Consider the following 22,032-nt stretch of genomic DNA (forward strand, 5'->3'; position numbering starts at 1 on the left):
CAGATCAGAACGCGTGACGAAGTCCCACGGTGACGGCAACCTGCGTATCCGACGACGACGGCGACAACGTGTTGATCATCGCGTGCGACAGAACCGAATCCGCCGGGGCGCCGTGCACGCTCTGGTACACGCCTTCGAGATAGACATCCGTGCGTTTGCTCAACGAGTAATCGGTCTGAAGCATGGCCGTATTCCATCCCGGCGAAGATCCGTTATAAGCGCCGTGGGTGTACGTATAGGCTCCCGACACACTCAACGCCGGCGTCAACGCGTACTTTCCGTTGATTTCGAAATTGTCGAAACGCAGCGATCCGGCGAGCGAGCCGGCTGAGCTATCACCCGAGCCGAGATACGTGCCCGTTCCAAACGAGAATACGCCCGACGCGTTATCGATTTGCGAGTGGCTCCACACAAGACCGACCGTGGCAGGCCCAAACGTATAGTTGCCGCCAAGCGACCAGATGCGCTGACGTTGTGAAATGAAGTTCGCGCTTGCGTCGCTCGACGTTACAGCGCCGCTCCCCGTGCCGGCATTGCTGAACTGGAGATAGCCAGCGGCAAGGTTGATCGGCCCTTGCGCATACGAAACAGCAAAGCCGTATGACCGATTGTTCGCAAAGGCGCCAGCCTGATTGCTGAAGCCATACATGGTCTCGAACGTAACGCCGTGATACGTCGGGCTCGCGTACTTGACCGTGTTGTTGATGACAACCGAGTTCGCCGCGAGGTTGTCGTTCTCAAACGGATGCGCGGCCATACTGCCGCCCCACGTATTGAGCTCGGCAGTAAGCGGCCCAACGAGGTCGTTCATCACGTCGAACTGCCGCCCAAACGTCACCGTTCCGTAAGACTCGCTCTGCAGACCAACCCATGCCTGCGAGCCGAAGCCATCACCGGAAAACGCTTGCGCACCGTTGTTTAGCAGGAAGCCTTGCTCCAGTTTGAAGACCGCGCTCAATCCGCCTCCGAGGTCTTCCGTTCCTTTCAAACCAAACACGGTGTTCTGCGTCGAACTGCTGTTCTCTTGCCAGTTGTGGCTGCCGTACTGGTTGTTGGTATAAACCAGACCGGCATCGATCAGGCCGTAGAGCGTCACACTGCTTTGCGCGTAAGCGGAGATCGAAAACGCGCCGGATAGTGCTGCCACAAGGAGTGTTCTTTTCATGGTCGAGTGGATATCAGTTCACAGGTTATTGAAAGGATTCAACCGCCCTGCACAATGACGTCAAAGCGGCATCGACCTGGACGCTATATGCAATGGCGGGGTCATCACAGGGCGTCGCAATCTTAATTAATCAAAATAAAATCAGCGCGCGAGCAGCCCTATTGCAATGAAGACGACTGCCGCATGACAATCAATTTGAACGCCATGTGTGCATTTTTCCTGTGATGATCCAAGACATCTGTAAGCAAATCGGGTTCACGTTGCTCTATTCCACGACGTTCCCGAAAGAATGCTCGTGGAATCGGCGAACACCTACCGTACAAGCACCAGCTTCTGACTACCCGTTCCCGGAGCCCGGACCTTCTTTCTCGACACTTCCGATCGATCATCGTCCGTAACCACTGCCGCGGCATCCGGACGAAACCGGTCGCGATACTCGGCCGGATTGATGTTCAGACGCCGTTGAAAGACGCGTCTGAATCCATCCATGCTGTCATACCCGCATCGCCGGGCGATCTCTCGTAGCGATAGCTCCGTACCTTCCAGGAAACGCCGCGCTGCATCGATCCGGGCGTTGTTCAAAAACGTCATCGGACCCACGCCACACTCGCGCGTAAACGTTCGCGTCAGGTTGCGTGTGCTCATATGAGCACGCTCGGCGAGTGAGGTGACCGTGTGCTCCAGATGCAAGTGATCCAGCATGTACTGTTGCAACATGACCGTCTGCGAACCGGGTAACGCCAGCGATTCGAGCAGCGGGCTGAATTGCGACTGTCCGCCAGCGCGACGCAGATAGACGACCAGATATTTGGCGACGTCGAGTGCCATCTGCCGACCGAAATCATCCTCGATCATTGCAAGTGACAGGTCGATACCGGCAGTCACACCCGCCGTCGTGAACACGTTGCCGTCCTGAACAAAGATATGGTCAGGCTCGATCTTCGCTCGCGGAAAGGTTGCGGCGAGACGCGGAACATCCATCCAATGCGTCGTCACGACCTTATTGTCGAGTAGCCCCGCCGATCCGAACGCAAACAGTCCATTGCAGATCGCAGCAATCCGGCGGCAGCGTTTTTGCTGGTCTTTCAGCCATGCGCTCAGTGCGGGATCGTCAAACGCGTCGAAGATACCGAGACCGCCGGGCACGATCACCGTGTCGAAATCCGGACACGGATCGAAAATCGTCCGGTCGGGTACGGTCGTCAATCCACTCGACGACTGGACTGTGCCTCGCGTCGTCCCGACCGTCAGCATTTCGTATTCGCATTCCCCCTTGCTTAGAATTTTTACTTCGGCAAAGGCGTCTTTGGGGCCGGCGATGTCCAGTAACTGAAAGCCGGGAAAGACCACCATGCCGACTTTAATTCTCTTCATCGCGCGACCTCGCAGGTTCAACCGCGTATAGCAGTGGTAATGGAATAGCGCGGCTATCGTGCCGCGTAACCGTCAGTCTAATCGTAGATTGGTCAGTGGCCTCTCCGGACAAAATTCCGGGCCATCCGGCCGGCGACATAGCCGCGTTCGTCTGCGCTGCGCGACATGTTAGGCGCCCGTTCCGCCAACATGCCGAAGAGCGCACCGATGCTCGTCCACATGACGATTTGCATACCCATAGCAACGGTTCGGAATTTCCACAACAGGGCAGCCGGGAACGCGGCGGGAACTTCATTGATTTCAGGCAGCGCACTCAACGCAACGCCGACGATCACGACAAAGAAAATCACACCGACAAGCGAACCATTCCATTGCCCGAATCGCGTGGCAGCGATTCGCCTGACGTTGAGCGATAACACCATTGCGGCAATCGAAATGGCGAGTGTCAGGAAAAAGAGGCCCGTGCGATAGCCGATCGTTTCCGGATCGCCGACCGACGGTGGATTCGGCGGATACTTCAGCGTAGGCACGACGACCAGCGCGACAAAGGCCGCCAACGCCAGCCACGCGGAGAGCGGTCTTGCGCCGATGGACCCGATTCGACCGTAAGCATAGGCGTACGTCAGCGCAAACAGGCCGCCCAATGCCATTCCGTAAGACACCACGCCGGTCAGCAAGCCCAGCCCCGCCTGAGTGCCACGGCTGACCAGCTCCGGCTCGGGTGCATCACCTGCCGCCGCGTGCTCGTGATCCTCGAACGAGATCGCCTGAGCGACTTGCGGCTCGCCGAACGTCCTGGCGAACGCGAACGTAACGAGTCCCGCGACGATTCCGACCAGCATCCCGCGCATCAAAAGCTTTCCGACCATGACGGCCTCCGTTTCCTCTACCAGTTATTGAAATTCCGGCGTCTTCAATGACACGGGAAGCCGAGCAGATGGCGCCCGTCATGCACGAATTCATGCACGTACATGCCCGGGACGATCGATGTGGCACCCTGCTCCGCGCCGACGAAATAGATCAGCAGCAACATCAAAAGACCGCCGAAAACGGCCCACGGAAGTACTTCGCGAAGCGGTATGGGTGTGAATTCCGCAGCGGGTTGAAAGACAGCTTCATTCATGTGAGACCTCAAAAATTAGTCGGATTCCCGATGCCGGAAACCCGGTCAACGGACATATGCGGGCGGCGTCTCCTGCCGTCGCATGCTCAGAACATGACGCAACTCGTCGGCGGATAGCACGCCGTGCGCTTCGACCACGTTCACCAGCGCTTCGAGAAAACGCTCGTAGTAGTCCCAACGCGGCTGATTCGCACAGTCGGTCGACTCCCACTTCCCAATCGACGCGATCAGGCTTTGTCGAAAGTCTTCCCATTCAAAGCAGCCGGCTTTCGCCAATGAAAGTGCGAGGCCGAACACGTCGCGCTCCCAGCGGTTGGTGAACAGCAGCTTTCCATCCAGCCTTGGCGGCGAGTCGGGCTCACCCAGCATCGACGCGGCGGCGTACTCTTCAAAACGCGTGAACATGACGAATGCCCTCAAGCAGCGGGCGGTGCGACGAGCGCAACGCCCATCATCGACTCGGGTGTCACGAGTGCCGCCAGCGCTTCTTCGCTTAGCCCGTCGGTGTTCGCCGGCCGCTCGGGAATCACGAACCAGCGAATCTGTGCACTGCTGTCCCATACCTTGACCGACTTTGCTTCAGGCACCGTCACGCCAAACTCCTGAAGCACCGCTCGCGGTTCGCGAACACCCCGCGCACGGAACACCGGGTCCTTGTACCAGTACGGCGGCAAACCCAGCACGGGCCACGGATAGCATGAGCAAAGCGTACAGATGATCAGGTTGTGGGTATCGGCGTCGTTCGCGACGGCCGCCATGTGCTCGCCTTCCGCGCCTGCCATGCCAAGCGGCAATGACAGCTCGGCGATCGCCTTGGGCGTGTCTTCTACGAGCCGCTGTTTGTATGCCGGATCGACCCACGCATGCGCGACGATCTTCGCGCCGTTGAACGGACCGGCCATCGTCTCGAAGTGCTTGAGCACAGCATCGACAGAGTCACTGCCGATCACGCCTTTTTCAATCAGCAGCGCTTCCAACGCGCGAACCTTCGCGGCGCTGGACGCCTCACGGTCATCAGAAAATTCGAACAGGTCAGTCATGTTTCTCTCGCTAAGGGAGGATCAGTTCGCAGGTTCGACATACGCGTCGTACAGGTCGGCGTAAATCGTCGTGTTGGGTTCGCTTTTGCCCGGCCCCCAGATATCGGCAGCGTCGAATGCAATCCGATACACCGGCATCGGCTTCCCAATGCCATCCACGCCCGTCGTCACGAAATAGGAAAACGCACCCGGATAGACGAGGTCCACCGTCCCCGTCTTGCTTCGCAGATAACCCGGCAACCGGGTATGGTCCACGGCTTCAGGATCAGCGATGCGCACGGTGTCGCCCACCTTGAAACGCGCAGCGCCATCGAGCGCGTTATAGCCGGAGTCGCCCTTGAGGAGATAAGCCTCGATCTGCGTCTCCAGTTCGGCGTTCGGCTGGTCCGGCAGCGCCGCGTCCGGCTGCTTGCGGTAATGCTCCGTCTTCGCCGCAAGCTCGTCGGCCGTGATATAGCCCTGACTGACGAAAAACTGCGAGATACCGCCGAGCCATTTTTCGTAGTACCGGTATTTGAAGTACTCGAACGGCTGCATGTCCTCGGCACCGGTACGCAGTGACGCCCACGTCCAGTTATCCTTGAACGTTGTCGGTAGCTGATCGACCGGATACGCGGCTAGCGCGTCGGTCAGGTGTGCGCTCTCGGCCATCATGACCGTGTGAATCCCAAAGATTCTGGTCTCCCACGGCTCGACGAAGACACGCGTTTCGGTGCTGACTGGACCGAGGTTTTCAATGCCGCCAAGGTGATGCTGTAGTTTCACGGTTCGCTCCGGAAATGGGCTATAGGTAGTCGCGCGAGCCTTAGCTCAGCCGGTGTTCGCGCTTGAACGACAGTGCTTCCCCGAGCATCTCGGACACGAACCCGAACACCGCTCCCGTGACAAGCGCACCCGCCGCGACGAGGCCGGGATTGGATATGCCGATGGTCGTGATTGCCTTGCCGGTTGCGACAGTCGTGCCGACGGTAGAGGCAAAGCCCCAGACGATTGCAGGCAGCACGTCGAGCAGTTTGATCTTCGACGCTTGCACCATCGCTGCACTACCGATACCCACGGCTACGGCCGCGCCGAATGCGCCCGCGCTCATCGTCGTGATACACAATAAGGTTACCGATGCGATCACGAGCCCCGTCAGATTCGATGCGACACTCTTCACGAAGCCGGCCTGACCACCGCCAAGCACGAAGAACGATGCCCATGCGATAAACGTCACCCACACCGGCACTGGAAATACCGTGCCGGTCAACCAGGTATCGGCGACGGCAAGAACGCCGATGCTCAATGTGTATGCTTCAGGCTTTTTCATTTCATTGCTCCTTAAGGAAAAACTACGGTCATGAAAATGCAAATCAACAGGATCAGTGCATACAACCAAGCAGGCCTTCCCGCATTTGCCCGGCGTCGAGATTGCGTCCGATCATGACAAAGCGGTTGTCGCGTGACTCGTCTCCACGCCATGCCTTTCCAAACGTCGTATCGAGCAACATATGGACACTATGAAAATGCAGCCGTCGGCTTTCTTCATGCAGGTTCAGGACGCCCTTCATACGGAGAATCTGCTGACCGTGCGTCTGCACGAGACGGTTGACCCATTGATTGAAACGTCCCGCGTCGATCGCGCCGGGTAGAACGAATGCACACGATGCGATGCTCTCGTCGTGCTCATGGTCATGAGCCGTTTCGTCGAGCAGATCGGGTTCGACAGCGAGCAGGTTGTCGATCGAAAAGCTGCGTACGCCCAGTAGCTTTTCGACTTCAATGGCGGAGTGAGATGCGAACTCGATGGTCGCGGTGGGATTGAGTTGGCGGATTGTCTCGACGAGCGCGTTGAGTGCGTCAGCAGCGACGACGTCGGTCTTGTTGATCACGATTCGATCCGCAAACACGACCTGCTCGCGCGCGATATCGTCGTTCAGTTGCGACGGCGCGTGCAGTGCGTCTATCACGGCGACGACGGCCTCCAGCTCGACGCGCTTGCGGACATCGGGGTCCGCGAGAAAAGTCTGCAGCACGGGTGCCGGGTCGGCGAGTCCCGACGTCTCGACAATAAGATGCTCGAGCCGGTCGCCAAACCGGTCGAGCAGCATGCGCACGCTTTCCACAAGGTCCGTACGCACTGTGCAGCAGACGCAGCCATTGTTGATTTCGACGACGGCGTCTTCGTCCGCAACGATCAACTCGCCGTCGATTCCGACCTCGCCGAACTCATTGACGACGATGCCGATCTGCATTGGCCGCGTCGCATCGAGAATGTGATTGACCAGTGTCGTCTTGCCCGCGCCGAGGAAACCGGTCACGACTGTCGTGGGAATTTTCTTGAGTTGCATCGCGCGCTCCGTGAACCCCGGCACACGCCGGACCGGATACCAAGAGCGACAACCGCGCCGGATTTCGTCAAATGGCCGTGTGTCGCCGCAAGTCGGCGCGGATCGACGGCCTTGATGGCTCACATTGCAGATTCAAGCAATTCACGCCAAAACACCGCGGATCGACCACCCTATCGTCCGATGTGTTTCAAGCGCGAAAGCCGTGCGCCGACGCACGTGGATTGTGCGCAGCGCACTTTGAGAGCGCGTTCATTTCGCGTTGGACGTTGCATCCATACGCGATGTTCGTGCAGACACGAGGGCGACGACGGGCGCCGGAGCGCCCGATGCGACGAGTCTTTATCGACCGTCTAGCGTGTGATCTCTTCGAGCGAGAGATTTCGGGTCTTGGGACCGAGCAAACCGATAGCCAGCATAACGACGACCATCGCCGCAGAGATAAAAACGAACACGCCGACAGTGCCGAACTGCTTGAGTACATCCGCGATGATAAAGGCGGTAAAGATCGCGGAAAAGCGGCTCCACGAATAGACGAAACCCACCGCCCGCGCGCGAATGCTGGTCGGATACAACTCCGCCTGATACGCATGAAAGCTGTACGAGATGATGTTGCTGGCGAGCGTCAGGCACACGCCGAGACTCACCAGCAGCACCGCGCTCGACGCCTGACTGAACCACAAGCCCGCGACGATATTCGCTGCCGCCATCACCACGATCACCGTCTTGCGCTCGAAGCGGTCGCCGATAAACAGTCCGATGACCGGTCCGATCGGCGCGGCAAGCGCAATCACGCTCGAATATCCGAGACTCGTCGTCACCGTGATGCCCTGCTTGATCAACAGCGTCGGTACCCAATTTGCGAAGCCATAGAAACCCACAGTCTGAAACACGTTGAAGAGCGTCATCATCAGCGTGCGATTGCGGTACGGTGCAACCCACATATCGCGGAAACTGCCGCGCGGTGAGACCGCCACCGCCGCAGCGGGCGCCGGCAGCGGCCGGCCATACTCGGCTTGCACTTTCGCTTCGAGCGCGCTCATCACGCGGTCCGCCTCGACGAGGCGGCCTTGTTGCGCGAGCCAGCGCGGACTCTCCGGCAACGCGCGGCGAATCCACCACACGAACAGTGCGCCATGCGCGCCGATCACCACGACCCAACGCCATCCGTCGATACCGAACGGCGTGCGCGGCACCAGCAGATACGACAGAAAAGCGACCACGGGCACAGCGGTAAAACCCACGGCCTGTTCGCACGCAAACGCGCGACCCCGGATATGTTTGGGCACGAGTTCGGAGATGTATGTGCCGATCGTCACCAGTTCGACACCGATCCCCACGCCCGCGACGAAGCGCCAGAAGTTGAGTCCCGTTGCCGTCTCCTGAAACGCCATGACGAGATTCGCGACGGTGTACCACAGCAGCGAATACGTAAAAACCGCGCGACGTCCATAGCGATCCGCGAGAAAGCCGCACGCAATCGTGCCGACAAACAGGCCCGAAAACAGTGCGGCGATAAAACTCGCCACGCCCGTCGTGCCGAACAGACCATGCGTCGTCGCGCTCAGCAGTCCGCTTCTGACGAGGCCCGGCGCGACGTAACCGCTATAAAGCAGATCGTAAAGTTCGAAGAAAAAGCCGAGGCTCAGCAGTACGACCAGTTTCCACACGCTGCGCGTGGCGGGCAAACGGTCGAGACGCGCGGAAATGGTGCCGGCGTCGAGTCGTACGGCGGGGTCGGGTGCCGACGCGCCGCGCCCGGCTGCGCCCGCGTGCGCGAGGTCGCCGGATGTTTCGGGGGATGCCATGGTGTCTCCTTCCTGTTGAGGCCGGTCTAGCGCCGGCTCCCGTGTCACACCTGAGGCGGTGAACGATGCCGGACGTCGAGCCCGGCGAGCATTCTAGCCGTGCGCGCGCCTGAGTTGTTCGAACGTGGTTATTTTTCCGGCTAGCGCACTGGCTGCAACGGTATACGGACTCGCGAGCCACACGTCGCCCGGTCCCGAACGACCTGGAAAATTGCGGTTGATCGCGCTGATCGTCACGTCGCTGGCGGCGTCGGACTGGCCTGGTCCGCAATTCGCGCACGACCCGCAACCCGGCATGATCAGCGTGACGCCGGCGCGTTCGAACACCGGCAGATACCCTTGCGCGACACAATATTCACGCACCGCAAGCGTGCCGAATTGCAGATACAGACGCGTGCCCTGCGGGACGGTCATTCCGTGTTCGACGCCCCAGCGCAAGACCTCGTGATAGAAGTCGAAGTCTTCGCGCTTGCCTGCCGTGCACGACCCGCCGTATGCAATGCCGATCGCCACGTCGTGCGATCGAGTTGCGGCGCAGGCACGCCGTTGCCGGGATCGCCGGGGCGCGCGAGCATCGGCTCGATAGTGGTGGCGTCGATGCGGATCGTGTCGCGATAGGTCGCGCCAGGGTCGGACGTCATCCACGCTTCGAGCGTGAAATCGACGCCACGTCGCGCTTTCAGAAACGCCACGGTCTGTTCGTCCGGCTCGACGATGCCGGTAAAACCACCGAGTTCCGCGACCATATTGGTCAACGTCGCACGTTCGTCGATCGACATCGCGCGCACCGCTGCGCCGCCATATTCGAACACCAGACCGATCGCGCCGCCCGAGCGGATCGCGTCGAGTTGCAGCAGATACAGCACCACGTCTTTCGCGGTCACACCGTCACGCAACGCGCCGTCGATTTCGATTCGCACGGTTTCCGGCACCTTGCAGCGCACGTAGCCCGTCACCCAGCTATTGGCGATTTCAGTTGCGCCCGCACCGAATGCGAGGCAACCCAATGCGCCCGAGTGCGGCGTGTGCGAATCGGTGCCGGTCGCGACCTGTCCGGGCAACACGTATTGCTCGGCCATCAACGCGTGGCAAATGCCTTCGGAACCGGGCGCGCTACCCGGCGTATCCGCAAGCGCGCCATGCGCGCGCACCGGATAGTCGCGCGAAAACGTCGTATGTCCGTCCATCAGGTTCGCGACGCCCGGCAACAGACCATCGCGAACATGCGGAATGCTTTGAGCGGCGAGTACCAGATGATCCTGAAACGCGATGATGTGATCGGGCGCATGCAACGGCGCAGGCTTGCCGAATGCGCGATGCATCAGATGCGCGCACATGCCGGTGAAATAGTCGTGACTGAAGCGCCAGTCAGCGGCGATAAACACGCCGTCGCCGCGCGTCGCGCTCGCCATCGCGGGATGCAGATGACGCTCGATAATCTTCTCGACGAGGGTTTTCGGTGCGGCCGCCGCTTCGCTTGCATCCGGCGCGGCACGCAACGAGGGCGCGGGCCAGTCCGCGAACTTGCTGTACGCGAGCAGGCCGCCGCTGCGAATGATCTGCTGCGTCAGCGCATCGCGTCCTTCGAGGAACGCGTCGATCGGCACGAATTCGCCGTCGATCAAGCGGTCGAGCACGCTGAAATCGGTGGTGGTCAGGATGCCGATGTTGTCGCAATTCTGCTGGTAAATACGCTCGAAACTCTCGGCGACGATCAGCCGGATACCCGCCGACAACTCCGCCAGCGGACTCGATTCTCGCGACGAGCCCTTGCCGTAGCGCTTGCCCGCAACCGTCACCTGGAAGCCGCCGTTTCTCACCGCGTCGCGACCGATCGGCATCGCGTCGCCGGCCTTGAAACCGACATACGGAAACTGTCCCAGACGCTCGTCGTAAGTGAGCATCACCGTGACCGGCGTGATTTCGTCCGTGGACACGTTGTCACGGAGCGCGCCCGCCTGCTCGCGCGTGAAGTCGTTGCCGGCCATCTGCGCGGCGACGATGGCAGGGTCTTGCGACAGATACAGCACGCGGCCGTCGAGGCGGATCGAGTCTTCCATGGGGTGCAGGTCTCCTTTGCACCACTATAAGGCGCGCACCGGGCGCGCCGAAGTGCTGCCTCGGCAACGCTGGCGTCTCGTTTCGCGATGGCGGTCCGCCGGACCTGGAGTATGGACTGAAAGCGCGGTCTAGCCGGTCTTGCCCAGGAAATGCACCAGCGCCGCAGCACTCGCACTCAACTGGTCGCGCGCGCGGTAGATCAGAACCAGTTGCCGCACGGCCCATTCGTCGCGCAACGGCAGCAACGCGACATCGAGCGTGTTCAGATACAACTGCCCGACCTGTTCCGGCACGACCGTGACACCCAGTCCCGCATGGACCATCCGGCACAACGCATCGAGACTGCTGACGCGGATTTTCACGTCGAGCACGTGACCGGCTTGCGCCGCGTGTTGCGCCAGCATTTGCGTCAGCGCACTCTCGCCGCGCAGACCGACGAAGCTGTCCGCGAGCACATCGCGGAATGCGATGCGCGACGCCTGCGCGAGTCGATGCGTGCGCGGCACCAGCACGGCGAGGCGGTCCGTCCGATACGGCGTCTGCCCGAACGCTTCGACGCCTGAAACCGGATTACAGATACCGAAATCCGCATCGTGTTCGCCGACGATCCGCAACACGTCGGCGCTGTGCTCTTCTTCGAGTTCGATCGATACATCGGGAAAGACCCGGCTGAACGCCGCGACATCTTCAGGCAGGAACTGCACGATCGACGACAGGTTGGCGACGACCCGCACGCGTCCTTTCGCGCCCGAAGAAAAGCGCGACAACTCCGCGCTCATCTGTTCGAGATTGCCGATGATGGCCTGCGCATAACGCAGCACCGTTTCTCCGACCGGCGTCACGGTGATGCCGCGCGATTGCCGCTGAATCACCGGCAAGCCGATCAGCGCTTCGATCTCCGCAATGCGACGGCTCACCGCCGACGACGCGATGAACTCGCGCTCGGCGGCACGAGCGATATTCTGTTCCTGACACACCGCGACGAACAGCCGGAGCGACGTGAGATCGAGTTTCTTGAGGAGCTTGTCCATGATGCGGCAGTGCGCGAGTCACCAGAAAGAGACGCTGGATTATCGCGCACTGCGGGGCCGGCTTTCGAAACGCGTGAGACCACGTGTGAAGTCGGCGATCGGACCTGACGTATCGGCTACCGCGTGCTGACGCGCGGATGACCGACCGTCGCGGGGTCGCGCCGTTCGACCACGGCGGGCGCCGTTTCGCGCATCGAGATCGCGCACCATGCGGAGATCAGGCCGAGCACCGACACCATCAACGCCGGCCCGATCCATCCGACGATCCCGAACAGCGCGGTCGCGATGAACGGCAGCAAGCCTGCCACCACCGACGCGCCGTTATAGCCCAGCGAAATGCCCGACGAGCGCACGTTGGCCGGAAACTGCTCGGAGAACCAGCTCGATTCGACGGCGAAGATCGGATCGTGGCTGAACAGCAGCGACAGCGATACCGCCGTCACGACCATGATCGCAGCACCCGTATTGATCAGCAGGAACATCGGCACGCCGAACAGCACGGTAAACACGGCACCGAACAGAAACACCGGACGACGCCCGACGCGGTCGCTCAACATGCCGTACACGAGATGACTGCCCAGCCCGATCGCCGAGCCGATCATCGTGCCCCACAGCACATGTTCCCTGGTCGACACGTGCGCCAGCATCACATACGACAGCATGAAACTGGTGGTGATGTAGTAGCCGCCGGTTTCCGCCATCCGCAGTCCGATGATCTTGACGATCATTCGCCAGTCGCTGCGCATCACCTGCATCGCCGGACGTTTGACGATCCGCGCTTCGGCCTTGATGGTTTCGAAAGCGGGCGATTCCTTCACGCTCAACCGGATGAAAATGCCGATTGCCACCATCACGAACGACACCAAAAACGGCGCGCGCCACACCCAGTTCCCTTCGAACAACGACGACGACAGCAGGAACGCGCCATTCGCGAGCAACAGTCCGAGCGGAATGCCCACCTGCGGCACCGCACCGAAAAAGCCACGACGCTTCGCGGGCGCATGCTCGCACGCCATCAGCACCGCGCCGCCCCACTCCGCGCCGAAGCCGATGCCCTGCACCATCCGCAGCAGGATCAGCAGCACCGGCGCGAGCACGCCCGCCTGCTCGTAAGTCGGTAATGCGCCGATCAGCACGGTTGCGCCGCCCATTGCCAGCAACGACCAGAACAGCACCGTCTTGCGACCCAGACGGTCGCCGTAGTGACCCGCCAGATAGCCGCCGAACGGACGCATCAGGAAGCCCACCGCCAGCGTCGCGAACGACGCCAGAATGCCGATGATCGGCTCGTTGGTATGGAAGAAGATCTTGCCGAAAAACGCGGCGGCGGCCGTGCCGTAGATAAAGAAATCGTAGCTCTCGACCGCCGAGCCGATCATCGATGCAAACGACACCTTGAACGGGCTGTCTTTCGCGTCTTGCGTCGCAGAGGGTTGATTCATGTCTTGTCTCCGAATCGTTTTAATCGTGAGGATCGCGCGCGTGTCCCGCGCTGCGGTCAGCGCCAGGTTTCGATCACGCGGCTGTCGTCCTTCATGCCGAGTCCCGCATCGGCGGCCTGCTGGTAGCGCGCGTTCGCGATCGTCAGCAACGGCACGTCCGCGCCGCACGACGCCGCGGCCGACGCCACGAGCCCGCTGTCCTTGACGAAGATATTGATCGCGCTGGTGACGCCGACATCGGTGCCTTCGAGCATGCGCGGCCCACGATCCGACAGCATCCACGAACCCGCCGCGCCGCTTTCGACGAGCTTCAGCACGGCGGCCGGATCGAGTCCGAGCGCGCGCGCCAGGTTCAGCGCTTCCGCCGCCGCGACGATATGCACCGAGCACAGATGCTGGTTCACGACCTTGATGCTCTGGCCGTCGCCGAGTTGTTCGCCGGTCACGTTGACCTTGCCCATCGCGCTCAACACCGGCAATACGGTCTCGATGTCATGCGCGTCACCTGCTGCGAAGATCACGAGTTCGCCGGTTTTCGCGCGCGCCACGCCGCCCGTCACCGGCGCATCGACAACCCGCGCACCGAGCTTGCGCAAGCGGTCGCCCTGCTCGCGCACGCTGGAAGGACCGACCGTCGACATGATGACCCACGTCTGATCGCTGACGGCGGCGGTGGCCTGATCGACGAGGCTCGCCAGATGCTCGGGCGTCGCGACCATCACCACGACGACCGGCGCATGCGGCGCATCCGCAAACCCGGCGACTGCGTCCACGCCGCTCATCTGCGCGTTTTCGCGCGCCCGGCCGACCACATCGACGCCGGTGACCGGATGGCCTGCCTGCTGGATCCGCAACGCCATCGGCAAACCGATCGCGCCGACTCCTACAAAAGTCACGTTCATGATGTCTCCTTACGCCAGCCACGTTTTGATGCTGTCGACCATCGACGCAGTCGAAATGCCGTAGCGGTCGTGGAGCGTCGGCAACGCGCCCGCTGCGAGAAACTGGTCCGGCAACGCGATCTGACGGAACGCGCAGTTCACGCGCGCCAGCATCAGCGCGGTCGCCACCGACTCGCCCAGACCGCCCACGCAGCTATGGTTTTCCGCGACGACGACAAGGCGTCCCGGACGGCTGCATTGCGCGACGATGGTGTCGATATCGAGCGGCTTGATGGTCGGCACATGCAGCACGGCGACGTCCGCGGTGCCGTCGGCCATCGCCTGCGCGGTTTCGAGCGCGCGCATCGTCATGATGCCGGACGAGATGATCAGCACGTCGCGACCGTCGCGCAGCAGCTTTGCCTTGCCGAGTTCGAACTGATAGTCGTAGTCGTCGAGCACGAGCGGCACCTTGCCGCGCAGCAGTCGCATATAGACCGGACCGTCATGCGCGGCAATCGCGGACACGGCCTGTTCGGTGTCGAGTGCGTCGCACGGATCGACGATCGTGAGACCGGGAATGCCGCGCATCATCGCGATGTCTTCGGTTGCCTGGTGACTCGGCCCGTAACCGGTCGTCAGACCCGGCAACGCGGCGCAAATCTTCACGTTGAGGTTTTCCTCGGCGATCACCTGATGAATGAAATCGTACGCACGGCGCGTCGCGAAAACCGCATACGTGGTCGCAAACGGAATGAAACCTTCTTTGGCCATGCCGCCCGCCGCGCCCATCAACAGCTGCTCGGCCATGCCCATCTGGAAGTGGCGTTCCGGATACGCGTTCGCGAAGATGTGCAGGTCGGTGTACTTCGACAGATCCGCCGTCATGCCGACGATGTTCGGCCGCTTCGCCGCTTCCGCGACGAGTGCATGCCCGAACGGCGCAGCCTTCGTGCGCTGCCCTTCCGACGCGATCGACGCGATCATCGCCGAGGTCGTCAGGCGCGGCTTCGCGACGACGGGTGCTTCTGGTTTGGAATCCCTGGCTTCGACCGTCGCGCTCATGCTCGTTCTCCCTGCTGATGGTTTGCATCGAGGACGGCAATTGCGTGCTGCCATTCATCCTGCTCGACACGAATAAAGTGATTCTTCTCGCGCTGTTCGAGAAACGGTACGCCCTTGCCCATCAGCGTGTCGAACAGGATCACGCGCGGCACCGGATCGTTGACGGCGCGTGCGGTATCGAATGCATCGATCACTGCGGCGAGATCGTTGCCATCGACGCGCTGCACGTGCCAGCCGAACGCGCGCCATTTGTCCACCAGCGGTTCGAAACCGAGAATGCGTTGCGAGTGGCCGTCGGCCTGCTGCTGGTTGATGTCCACCAGCGTAATCAGATTGCTCAACTGATGATGTGCGGCGGACATCGCGGCTTCCCATGTCGCGCCTTCGTCGAGTTCGCCGTCGGACATCGAATTGAAGACCCACGCGGGATTGCGTTTCTGCCGCAGGCCGAGCGCCATGCCGACGGCAATGCTCAGACCCTGGCCGAGCGAGCCGCCTGAGATTTCCATGCCTGGGGTATACGTGGCCATGCCGGACATCGGCAGGCGGCTGTCGTCGGAACCATAGGTTTCCAGTTCCGCTTCGGGAATGATGCCGGCCTCGATCAGCGCCGCGTACAGCGCAATCGCGTAGTGGCCGTGCGACAGCAGAAAGCGGTCGCGACCTTCCCATTCGGGATCGTCGGGGCGGAAATTCATCGCATGGCAGAACGCCACAGCGAGCACGTCGGCCAGACCCAGCGCCTGGCCGATATAGCCCTGGCCCTGCACTTCGCCCATCTGCAATGCATAGCGGCGAATCCGCCATGCGTGCCGCGCGAGCGTGGTTTCTACGTGACCGACCTCGGGCCGGCTTTCGGTGATCAGTGTCATTTGTCTCCATCCTGATGGCATCTACATCTTGTACGCGGTGTCCGCGTCACCCGGTCTCAACAGGTGCTTCTCATTCACCAGTCATGACCGGTTTCGACGCAAGTTGAGCGTATCATCGGCCGAAAGCGCAGGACAAAAGAAAAGATTGCACGCACTGATGAACAGCATTCACGAATAACGTCATATGAAACAGATACGCAAATTGCCGCTGCCGTTCTTGCGAGTGTTCGAAGCGGCCGGACGCACGGCGTCGTTCGCCGCGGCGGCACAGGAACTGGATCTGTCGCCGAGCGCGGTCAGCCACTCGATCCGCAAGCTCGAAGAGACGGTGAATCTGCGGCTGTTCCAGCGCAGCACGCGCGAAGTGACGCTCACGCGCGAAGGCGCGATCCTGCTCGAACACGTGCAGCGCGGCATGGATGAAATGCGGCGCGGTCTCGCGCTCGTGACGACGGATGACCCCTCGCCGTTGCGTCTGCACACCGCGCCGAGCTTCGCGACGCAATGGCTGCTGCCGCGTCTCGCGGGCTTCGTTCGCGAGCACCCGAATATCGATCTGCGTTTTTCGGCGAGCACCGATTACGCGCGTTTCGACGAAGACGATTTCGATCTCGACATCGTGTATGGCGAGCCGAAGCCGTCGCCGCACGAGAAGATTCCGCTCGCGCTCGAAAAGCTCACGCCGCTGTGCGCGCCCGCGCTCGCGGAACAGATCAGGCGGCCCGAGGATTTGTACGCGCACACGCTGATTCAATGCGACGTCCAGCTGTTTCAGTGGAAAGGCTGGTTCGAGGCGAACCAGTTGACGCCGCCGCATCACTACGGCTTGCGCTTCGACCGCAGTTCGATGGCGATTGCGGCGGCGGTGGATGGTCTGGGCGTCGTGCTCGAATCGACGCTGCTTGCCGAGCGCGAACTGAACAAGGGCACGCTGATGTGTCCGTTGATCGGCAGTACGCGCGAAGTGCCGTACATCGGCCATTACCTCGTGTACCCGAAGCGGCTTCATCATCATCAGGCATTCGACACGTTCAAGACGTGGCTGCTGAACGAACTCGGCATCGAGCATCGCACCGAAACCGCCTGATTTCCGCTGCGGTACGCGGTGTCGGAAATGCGCCGACACCGCGCGCATTTTCTGTTTCGACAACACCAACACCCATTCGTCGCCGCCGCGCTGCGCGCTGGTCTGACGGAACCTGGTGCGCCAGTCTCTTCTCCTTATGTGGCGGGCCTGAGCGGCCTTTCTCCGAAGCGTTGCCACGCAGATGGCACAGCCTATGCAATAGGCTATGTGAGCGAAACGAAATGCTCACCCACTGTCAAACACCTTAGGAGTCTCACCATGAAATCCAGCCTGATCATCAAGGACATCCCCGTCGCAGCCGAACTCGACAGCCGTGCAATGAGCGCCGTTCGCGGCGGCAGCGCGTTCTCGATCGTGGGTGGCAACACACAAGCCGTGGTCGGCGGCGGCGGATTCGCCACCTCGACCACCGGCACGCAAACGGGCCCGACCGTCAACACGATCGACGCCAGCTCGCATACCAATCTGAAACTCGCGACGATCCAGAATTTCGGCGGCCTGCAATTCACCGCACTGTGATCGACGGTCGCGGCCTCGCCCGGTCGCGATCCAGCGCACGCTGAGCGCACCCCGAACGTAACCCAACGCTTTTCGACGCATCCTCAAGGAGTCAACCATGAACTCGAACCTGACCATCAAAGACCTCTCCATCACCGAAGAACTCGACAGCCGTGCAATGAGCGCTGTTCGTGGCGGCACCGCGATCTCGATCGTGGGCGGCAATGCCCAGGCCGTCACAGGCGGCGGCGGATTCGCCACCTCGACGACCGGCATGCAAATGGGCCCGACCGTCAACACGCTCGACGCCAGCTCGCATACCAACCTGAATCTCGCGACGATCCAGAATTTCGGTGGCACGCAATTCACGCTTTGATGGAACCTGCGCGCCGCCCTCACCGAGGGTGGCCGCGCGACGCCCGACTCTCGCAGCATACGATCAACGCATAACAATGCGTCCACACGCAATACGAAGGAGCATGTCATGGACTCGACCCTGACGATCAAGGATCTGCCGGTCAACGAAACACTCGACAGCAGGACGATGTCCGCTGTTCACGGCGGCAACGCGTTTGCCGGCGTAGGTGGAAACTACGGCGCGGTGTTCGGCGGCGGCGGCTTTGCCAGCCCCACCATCGGCATCCAGATCGGACCGATCGTGAATACGATCGACGCCAGCCCGCATCTGAATATCAACGTGCCTGTGATCCAGAATTTCGGCGGCACGCAGATGGTCCCGCTGCAACTGAATCCGGTTTGATCGACGCAACGATCCGCCCTCGCGAGAGGGCGGATCGTTGCGTGCTTCTGCATTGCGTTCTTCACAGGTCGACCGGGGCGTTGGGTCCCCGACCTGCGCTCGAGCCTGTCGCGCATCTCCCGCGACGGGCTTTTTTTTCGTTCGCGCATCGCGCTCGACGCAGCTATTCCGCTTCTTCGGCGATGCGTTAAAACCCGTCTATAAAACAACATTCGCACGAATAATAAGCCTTAAAACAAGGGCTGTTCTTAAAAACCCAACAAAACTTCACGCTGCTGTTTTGCTCCATCCAACACCTTGCAGCGACGTATCGATCGCGAACCGGCGACGAAAACTTCACGCTGATTCCGGACGCCTTGCAGCACGGCCTTCACAACGATTTCTCACCTGAAAATCACGCGACTGGCACAGCCCGTGCATTAGAACAATTGAGCGCGACGACATGCTCACCTCTCTCAACCCAGTTAGGAGTCTCAACATGAAATCCAGCCTGATCATCAAAGACCTGCCGGTCTCCGCCGAACTCAGCAGCCGTGCAATGAGCGCCGTTCGTGGCGGCAGCGCCGTGTCGATCGTCGGTGGCAACTTCCAGACCGTAGCCGGCGGTGGCGGCTTCCTCACCTCGACGACCGGCACGCAAACCGGCCCGAGCGTGACGACCGCGGATATCAGCTCGCATCTGAGACTGAACCTGCTGCAAGCGTCCAACTTCGGTGGCACGCAACTGACCGCTGTCTGAGTCGCGTCCCGTTTCGAAGCGCCAGCCACGCATCCGACCGGCGCACCTTTCCTGGTTTTTTCCGTAGCTAACAGTAAGTCCGAGGAGTCCAATCATGAATTCGAACCTGATGATCAAAGACCTGCCGATCAACGAAGAACTCGACAGCCGTGCGATGAGCGCCGTTCGCGGCGGCAGCGCGATGTCGATTGTCGGAGGCAATGCGCAAGCGGTCATGGGCGGCGGCGGATTCGCCACCTCCACGATGGGTTCGCAGGTCGGCGCGCAGGTCAACACGATCGACGCCAGCTCGCACACGAACCTCAATCTGTTGAACGTGGCCAATTTCGGCGGCACGCAATTCACGATCTAGGCGGACGTCGGCGTCACCCTCGACGAGGGTGACGCGTCCTCGCCGCACACTCAACGCATTCTCAACGAATACCCAAGGAGCACGTCATGCAATCGACCCTGATGATCAAGGATCTGCCGGTCACCGAAGAACTCGACAGCAGGGCCATGTCCGCTGTTCACGGTGGCAACGCTTTCGCCGGTGTCGGCGGCAACTACGGCACCGTCTTCGGCGGCGGCGGTTTTGCCAGCCCGACCATCGGCATTCAGGTCGGACCCATCGTCAATACCATCGACGCCGGTTCGCACGTGAATGTCACCGTGCCCGTGATCCAGAACTTCGGCGGCACGCAGTTGACAGCGTAAGCACGAGCGCCCGCGCGTGCGTGCAGTCCGATCGGGGTGCCGGTCGCCTGACCTGCCCATGAAAAAGCCCGCCTGATGTTCAGGCGGGCTTGTCGTTTGACGGATGGTTAAACCACCGCCGTCGCCTCTATTTCTATCTTCAGGCCGAAGTGCAAACCCGGCACCGGCACGACGGCGCGCGCCGGTCGCGCGTCGTTTGCCCACGTCGCGTAGAGACGGTTGAAGGTCGCCCAGTGCTCGACATCGACGATATACACGCGCACCTGAACCAGTTGCGCGATGCTGCTGCCGGCTGCGGCGAGCGCGGCTTCGAGGTTCGCCAGCACCTGCTCCGCCTGCACCTCGAACGACGCGTCCGTCAACTTGCGACCTTGCGCGTCGATCGGCAATTGTCCCGACACGAACACCATGCCATTGGCGATCGCGACGTGACTGTAATGGCCGCCGGGCGTCGCGAGCGCGTCCGGATTCCGGAACACCGGACGGTTTGGATTGTGTGCTTCGCCAGCCATGAATTCGCCTCCAGTCAATTCGGTATGCGTCACTATAGAAAACCATAAGTCTGGCGGGTTTAATATCGGCTCAATCCATCGTTAAGAGCGTGTTAACGATCTCGCGGAACCTCGCCGTCGAATGCTCTCCATTCAATTTTCCTTAACGGACGATTCACCCTGCATTAAACGCACGACAGCGCGCGCTGCTTATAGTCATGGCATCGACTGGACGCGCATCGGGTACGCGTTCAAGCGCCGTTCGAACCGTCACCTCGCAAGGAATCCGCGATGAATCTGAAGTCCCTGAGCACCCCGGCAGCGTTGATCGACGTCGCTCGCATGACGCATAACATCGAGCGGATGCAGCATCGCATGAATGCGCTCGGCGTGCGCTTCAGGCCGCATGTCAAAACCACCAAATGCGCGCAGATCGTCGATGCGCAGATTGCCGCGGGCGCGCAGGGCATCACCGTGTCCACGCTGAAGGAAGCGGAGCAGTTTTTCGCGTCGGGCATTCGCGACATCGTCTACGCGGTCGGCATGGCGCCGGGCAAACTCGGTCAGGCGCTCGCATTGCGGCGGCAAGGGTGCGACCTGAAGATCGTCGCCGACAGCGTCGCGTGCGCCGAAGCGATCGGCGCGTTCGGCCGTGAACACGACGAAGCGTTCGAGGTCTGGATCGAGATCGATGTCGACGGTCACCGTTCCGGCATCGCGCCCGAAGACGACCGGCTGATCGCCGTCGGCAACGCGCTCGCGCGCAGCGGAATGCGCGTCGGCGGCGTGATGGCGCATGCCGGATCGAGCTACGACTACGACACACACGACGCGCTCGTCCGCATCGCCGAACAGGAACGCGCGGGCTGCGTCAGGGCCGCGCAACGGCTGCGCGCGGCAGGCGTGTCGTGCGACGTCGTGAGCATCGGATCGACGCCGACCGCGCTCGCCGCGACACATCTCGACGGCGTCACCGAAGTCCGCGCGGGCGTCTACGTGATGTTCGATCTGGTGATGCACAACGTGGGCGTCAATGACACCGCCGAGATCGCACTGAGCGTGTTGACCACGGTGATCGGTCATCAGGAAGAAAAAGGCTGGGCAATCGTGGACGCCGGATGGATGGCGATGAGCCGCGATCGCGGCACCCAGCGGCAAAAGCGCGACTTCGGCTACGGCCTCGTCTGCACCGAAAACGGCGACGTGCTGGGCGACTATCTGATGAGCGGCGCCAATCAGGAGCACGGCGTGATTTCGCGCACGAGCGAGGCGGACCTCGACATCGCCCGCCGCTTTCCGATCGGCACGCGTCTGCGCATCCTGCCCAATCATGCGTGCGCGACCGGCGCGCAACATCCGGTCTATCAGGCGCTTGCCGAAGACGGCAGCGTCGATGCATGGCCGCGCTTCTATGGCTGGTGATTTAACCGCCCGATCGATGTTATTGCGGTAAGGAGATACCCGCATTCCACGCGCGCGAAGTTGCGATGCAACACGCGCGCGACCGCCTGCCGCCGGACCTTCGGCGCAACACCGGCTACGACTTCCGTCCGCATTGCAGCATGTTGTGAC

Annotated in this window: 24 protein-coding genes and 1 pseudogene; 8 read left to right on the top strand and 17 right to left on the bottom strand. The window is 61.3% G+C overall.

Translation table 11 applies throughout. The features are described from left to right. Nucleotides 1–4 precede the first annotated feature (4 nt). From PW947_RS19655 to PW947_RS19730, 16 genes and pseudogenes are all read right to left on the bottom strand, one after another. A complete protein-coding gene (locus PW947_RS19655) occupies nucleotides 5–1,165 on the bottom strand; it encodes a porin (protein ID WP_299634026.1) in 1,161 nt (386 codons plus the stop codon). Nucleotides 1,166–1,477: 312 nt separating this feature from the next. Continuing rightward, the gene (locus PW947_RS19660) at nucleotides 1,478–2,539 is read right to left on the bottom strand and encodes a GlxA family transcriptional regulator (RefSeq protein ID WP_299634027.1); all 1,062 of its coding nucleotides are present in this window, start codon (nucleotides 2,537–2,539) and stop codon (nucleotides 1,478–1,480) included. A 92-nt stretch (nucleotides 2,540–2,631) separates the two neighbouring features. After that, entirely contained in the window at nucleotides 2,632–3,408 is a 777-nt protein-coding gene (locus PW947_RS19665; protein WP_299634028.1) for a CbtA family protein, read from the bottom strand. A 44-nt stretch (nucleotides 3,409–3,452) separates the two neighbouring features. Next, the gene (locus tag PW947_RS19670) at nucleotides 3,453–3,662 is read right to left on the bottom strand and encodes a CbtB domain-containing protein (RefSeq protein ID WP_299634029.1); all 210 of its coding nucleotides are present in this window, start codon (nucleotides 3,660–3,662) and stop codon (nucleotides 3,453–3,455) included. Between the two features lie 45 nt (nucleotides 3,663–3,707). Next, nucleotides 3,708–4,067: a nitrile hydratase accessory protein gene (locus PW947_RS19675; protein WP_299634030.1), complete on the bottom strand. Its 360-nt coding sequence runs from the start codon at nucleotides 4,065–4,067 to the stop codon at nucleotides 3,708–3,710. Nucleotides 4,068–4,078: 11 nt separating this feature from the next. Further along, complete coding sequence (gene nthA / locus PW947_RS19680) at nucleotides 4,079–4,702, bottom strand: nitrile hydratase subunit alpha (protein WP_299634031.1); 624 nt, start codon at nucleotides 4,700–4,702, stop codon at nucleotides 4,079–4,081. A gap of 21 nt (nucleotides 4,703–4,723) precedes the next feature. Next, nucleotides 4,724–5,467, bottom strand: a complete 744-nt coding sequence (gene nthB, locus PW947_RS19685; RefSeq protein ID WP_299634032.1) for a nitrile hydratase subunit beta — start codon at nucleotides 5,465–5,467, stop codon at nucleotides 4,724–4,726. 40 nt (nucleotides 5,468–5,507) lie between these two features. Further along, nucleotides 5,508–6,011, bottom strand: coding sequence for a DUF1097 domain-containing protein (locus PW947_RS19690; RefSeq protein WP_299634033.1), 504 nt, complete (start codon nucleotides 6,009–6,011; stop codon nucleotides 5,508–5,510). 52 nt (nucleotides 6,012–6,063) lie between these two features. Next, a complete protein-coding gene (locus tag PW947_RS19695) occupies nucleotides 6,064–7,032 on the bottom strand; it encodes a GTP-binding protein (RefSeq protein WP_299634034.1) in 969 nt (322 codons plus the stop codon). 350 nt (nucleotides 7,033–7,382) lie between these two features. Beyond that, nucleotides 7,383–8,837, bottom strand: coding sequence for an MFS transporter (locus PW947_RS19700; RefSeq protein WP_299634035.1), 1,455 nt, complete (start codon nucleotides 8,835–8,837; stop codon nucleotides 7,383–7,385). A 93-nt stretch (nucleotides 8,838–8,930) separates the two neighbouring features. Beyond that, nucleotides 8,931–10,897 (bottom strand): annotated as a pseudogene (locus tag PW947_RS19705) (aconitase family protein). 129 nt (nucleotides 10,898–11,026) lie between these two features. After that, nucleotides 11,027–11,929, bottom strand: a complete 903-nt coding sequence (locus tag PW947_RS19710; protein WP_299634036.1) for a LysR substrate-binding domain-containing protein — start codon at nucleotides 11,927–11,929, stop codon at nucleotides 11,027–11,029. A 116-nt stretch (nucleotides 11,930–12,045) separates the two neighbouring features. Further along, on the bottom strand, nucleotides 12,046–13,371 hold the full coding sequence (locus tag PW947_RS19715; protein ID WP_299634037.1) for an MFS transporter: 1,326 nt from the start codon (nucleotides 13,369–13,371) through the stop codon (nucleotides 12,046–12,048). A 56-nt stretch (nucleotides 13,372–13,427) separates the two neighbouring features. Then, complete coding sequence (locus PW947_RS19720) at nucleotides 13,428–14,273, bottom strand: NAD(P)-dependent oxidoreductase (protein WP_299634038.1); 846 nt, start codon at nucleotides 14,271–14,273, stop codon at nucleotides 13,428–13,430. 9 nt (nucleotides 14,274–14,282) lie between these two features. Next, nucleotides 14,283–15,317, bottom strand: coding sequence for a transketolase C-terminal domain-containing protein (locus PW947_RS19725; protein ID WP_299634039.1), 1,035 nt, complete (start codon nucleotides 15,315–15,317; stop codon nucleotides 14,283–14,285). Further along, the gene (locus PW947_RS19730; RefSeq protein WP_299634040.1) at nucleotides 15,314–16,189 is read right to left on the bottom strand and encodes a transketolase; all 876 of its coding nucleotides are present in this window, start codon (nucleotides 16,187–16,189) and stop codon (nucleotides 15,314–15,316) included. The genes PW947_RS19725 and PW947_RS19730 overlap by 4 nt, the downstream gene beginning before the upstream one ends. 184 nt (nucleotides 16,190–16,373) lie before the next feature. Here PW947_RS19730 and PW947_RS19735 point away from each other — a divergent pair, with 184 nt between their 5' ends. The 7 genes from PW947_RS19735 to PW947_RS19765 all read left to right on the top strand — a co-directional run bounded on the left by PW947_RS19735 (nucleotide 16,374) and on the right by PW947_RS19765 (nucleotide 19,969). Beyond that, nucleotides 16,374–17,276: a LysR substrate-binding domain-containing protein gene (locus tag PW947_RS19735; RefSeq protein ID WP_299634041.1), complete on the top strand. Its 903-nt coding sequence runs from the start codon at nucleotides 16,374–16,376 to the stop codon at nucleotides 17,274–17,276. 258 nt (nucleotides 17,277–17,534) lie between these two features. Further along, nucleotides 17,535–17,795, top strand: a complete 261-nt coding sequence (locus PW947_RS19740) for a hypothetical protein (RefSeq protein WP_299634042.1) — start codon at nucleotides 17,535–17,537, stop codon at nucleotides 17,793–17,795. A 97-nt stretch (nucleotides 17,796–17,892) separates the two neighbouring features. Next, on the top strand, nucleotides 17,893–18,150 hold the full coding sequence (locus PW947_RS19745) for a hypothetical protein (RefSeq protein ID WP_299634043.1): 258 nt from the start codon (nucleotides 17,893–17,895) through the stop codon (nucleotides 18,148–18,150). Nucleotides 18,151–18,258: 108 nt separating this feature from the next. Continuing rightward, nucleotides 18,259–18,534 carry a hypothetical protein gene (locus PW947_RS19750; RefSeq protein ID WP_299634044.1) on the top strand — a complete coding sequence of 92 codons (276 nt, stop codon included), beginning with the start codon at nucleotides 18,259–18,261 and terminating at the stop codon, nucleotides 18,532–18,534. A gap of 478 nt (nucleotides 18,535–19,012) precedes the next feature. Next, complete coding sequence (locus tag PW947_RS19755) at nucleotides 19,013–19,273, top strand: hypothetical protein (protein ID WP_299634045.1); 261 nt, start codon at nucleotides 19,013–19,015, stop codon at nucleotides 19,271–19,273. Nucleotides 19,274–19,367: 94 nt separating this feature from the next. After that, nucleotides 19,368–19,625, top strand: coding sequence for a hypothetical protein (locus tag PW947_RS19760; RefSeq protein ID WP_299634046.1), 258 nt, complete (start codon nucleotides 19,368–19,370; stop codon nucleotides 19,623–19,625). Between the two features lie 86 nt (nucleotides 19,626–19,711). Then, a complete protein-coding gene (locus PW947_RS19765) occupies nucleotides 19,712–19,969 on the top strand; it encodes a hypothetical protein (protein WP_299634047.1) in 258 nt (85 codons plus the stop codon). Nucleotides 19,970–20,076: 107 nt separating this feature from the next. On the opposite strand, the gene PW947_RS19770 is transcribed toward PW947_RS19765, so the two are convergent. Next, nucleotides 20,077–20,481 carry a RidA family protein gene (locus PW947_RS19770; RefSeq protein ID WP_299634048.1) on the bottom strand — a complete coding sequence of 135 codons (405 nt, stop codon included), beginning with the start codon at nucleotides 20,479–20,481 and terminating at the stop codon, nucleotides 20,077–20,079. 270 nt (nucleotides 20,482–20,751) lie between these two features. Here PW947_RS19770 and PW947_RS19775 point away from each other — a divergent pair, with 270 nt between their 5' ends. Then, on the top strand, nucleotides 20,752–21,882 hold the full coding sequence (locus tag PW947_RS19775; protein ID WP_299634049.1) for a DSD1 family PLP-dependent enzyme: 1,131 nt from the start codon (nucleotides 20,752–20,754) through the stop codon (nucleotides 21,880–21,882). Nucleotides 21,883–22,032: the final 150 nt, after the last annotated feature.

The organism is Paraburkholderia sp., assembly GCF_028283785.1.
Lineage (GTDB): Bacteria > Pseudomonadota > Gammaproteobacteria > Burkholderiales > Burkholderiaceae > Paraburkholderia.

What these genes read in the sequence shown, in the direction of transcription:
- PW947_RS19655 (WP_299634026.1), bottom strand. Translation starts at nt 1,165, where the DNA reads ATGAAAAGAACACTCCTTGTGGCAGCACTATCCGGCGCGTTTTCGATC.
- PW947_RS19660 (WP_299634027.1), bottom strand. Translation starts at nt 2,539, where the DNA reads ATGAAGAGAATTAAAGTCGGCATGGTGGTCTTTCCCGGCTTTCAGTTA.
- PW947_RS19665 (WP_299634028.1), bottom strand. Translation starts at nt 3,408, where the DNA reads ATGGTCGGAAAGCTTTTGATGCGCGGGATGCTGGTCGGAATCGTCGCG.
- PW947_RS19670 (WP_299634029.1), bottom strand. Translation starts at nt 3,662, where the DNA reads ATGAATGAAGCTGTCTTTCAACCCGCTGCGGAATTCACACCCATACCG.
- PW947_RS19675 (WP_299634030.1), bottom strand. Translation starts at nt 4,067, where the DNA reads ATGTTCACGCGTTTTGAAGAGTACGCCGCCGCGTCGATGCTGGGTGAG.
- nthA (WP_299634031.1), bottom strand. Translation starts at nt 4,702, where the DNA reads ATGACTGACCTGTTCGAATTTTCTGATGACCGTGAGGCGTCCAGCGCC.
- PW947_RS19690 (WP_299634033.1), bottom strand. Translation starts at nt 6,011, where the DNA reads ATGAAAAAGCCTGAAGCATACACATTGAGCATCGGCGTTCTTGCCGTC.
- PW947_RS19695 (WP_299634034.1), bottom strand. Translation starts at nt 7,032, where the DNA reads ATGCAACTCAAGAAAATTCCCACGACAGTCGTGACCGGTTTCCTCGGC.
- PW947_RS19700 (WP_299634035.1), bottom strand. Translation starts at nt 8,837, where the DNA reads ATGGCATCCCCCGAAACATCCGGCGACCTCGCGCACGCGGGCGCAGCC.
- PW947_RS19710 (WP_299634036.1), bottom strand. Translation starts at nt 11,929, where the DNA reads ATGGACAAGCTCCTCAAGAAACTCGATCTCACGTCGCTCCGGCTGTTC.
- PW947_RS19715 (WP_299634037.1), bottom strand. Translation starts at nt 13,371, where the DNA reads ATGAATCAACCCTCTGCGACGCAAGACGCGAAAGACAGCCCGTTCAAG.
- PW947_RS19720 (WP_299634038.1), bottom strand. Translation starts at nt 14,273, where the DNA reads ATGAACGTGACTTTTGTAGGAGTCGGCGCGATCGGTTTGCCGATGGCG.
- PW947_RS19725 (WP_299634039.1), bottom strand. Translation starts at nt 15,317, where the DNA reads ATGAGCGCGACGGTCGAAGCCAGGGATTCCAAACCAGAAGCACCCGTC.
- PW947_RS19730 (WP_299634040.1), bottom strand. Translation starts at nt 16,189, where the DNA reads ATGACACTGATCACCGAAAGCCGGCCCGAGGTCGGTCACGTAGAAACC.
- PW947_RS19735 (WP_299634041.1), top strand. Translation starts at nt 16,374, where the DNA reads ATGAAACAGATACGCAAATTGCCGCTGCCGTTCTTGCGAGTGTTCGAA.
- PW947_RS19740 (WP_299634042.1), top strand. Translation starts at nt 17,535, where the DNA reads ATGAAATCCAGCCTGATCATCAAGGACATCCCCGTCGCAGCCGAACTC.
- PW947_RS19745 (WP_299634043.1), top strand. Translation starts at nt 17,893, where the DNA reads ATGAACTCGAACCTGACCATCAAAGACCTCTCCATCACCGAAGAACTC.
- PW947_RS19750 (WP_299634044.1), top strand. Translation starts at nt 18,259, where the DNA reads ATGGACTCGACCCTGACGATCAAGGATCTGCCGGTCAACGAAACACTC.
- PW947_RS19755 (WP_299634045.1), top strand. Translation starts at nt 19,013, where the DNA reads ATGAAATCCAGCCTGATCATCAAAGACCTGCCGGTCTCCGCCGAACTC.
- PW947_RS19760 (WP_299634046.1), top strand. Translation starts at nt 19,368, where the DNA reads ATGAATTCGAACCTGATGATCAAAGACCTGCCGATCAACGAAGAACTC.
- PW947_RS19765 (WP_299634047.1), top strand. Translation starts at nt 19,712, where the DNA reads ATGCAATCGACCCTGATGATCAAGGATCTGCCGGTCACCGAAGAACTC.
- PW947_RS19770 (WP_299634048.1), bottom strand. Translation starts at nt 20,481, where the DNA reads ATGGCTGGCGAAGCACACAATCCAAACCGTCCGGTGTTCCGGAATCCG.
- PW947_RS19775 (WP_299634049.1), top strand. Translation starts at nt 20,752, where the DNA reads ATGAATCTGAAGTCCCTGAGCACCCCGGCAGCGTTGATCGACGTCGCT.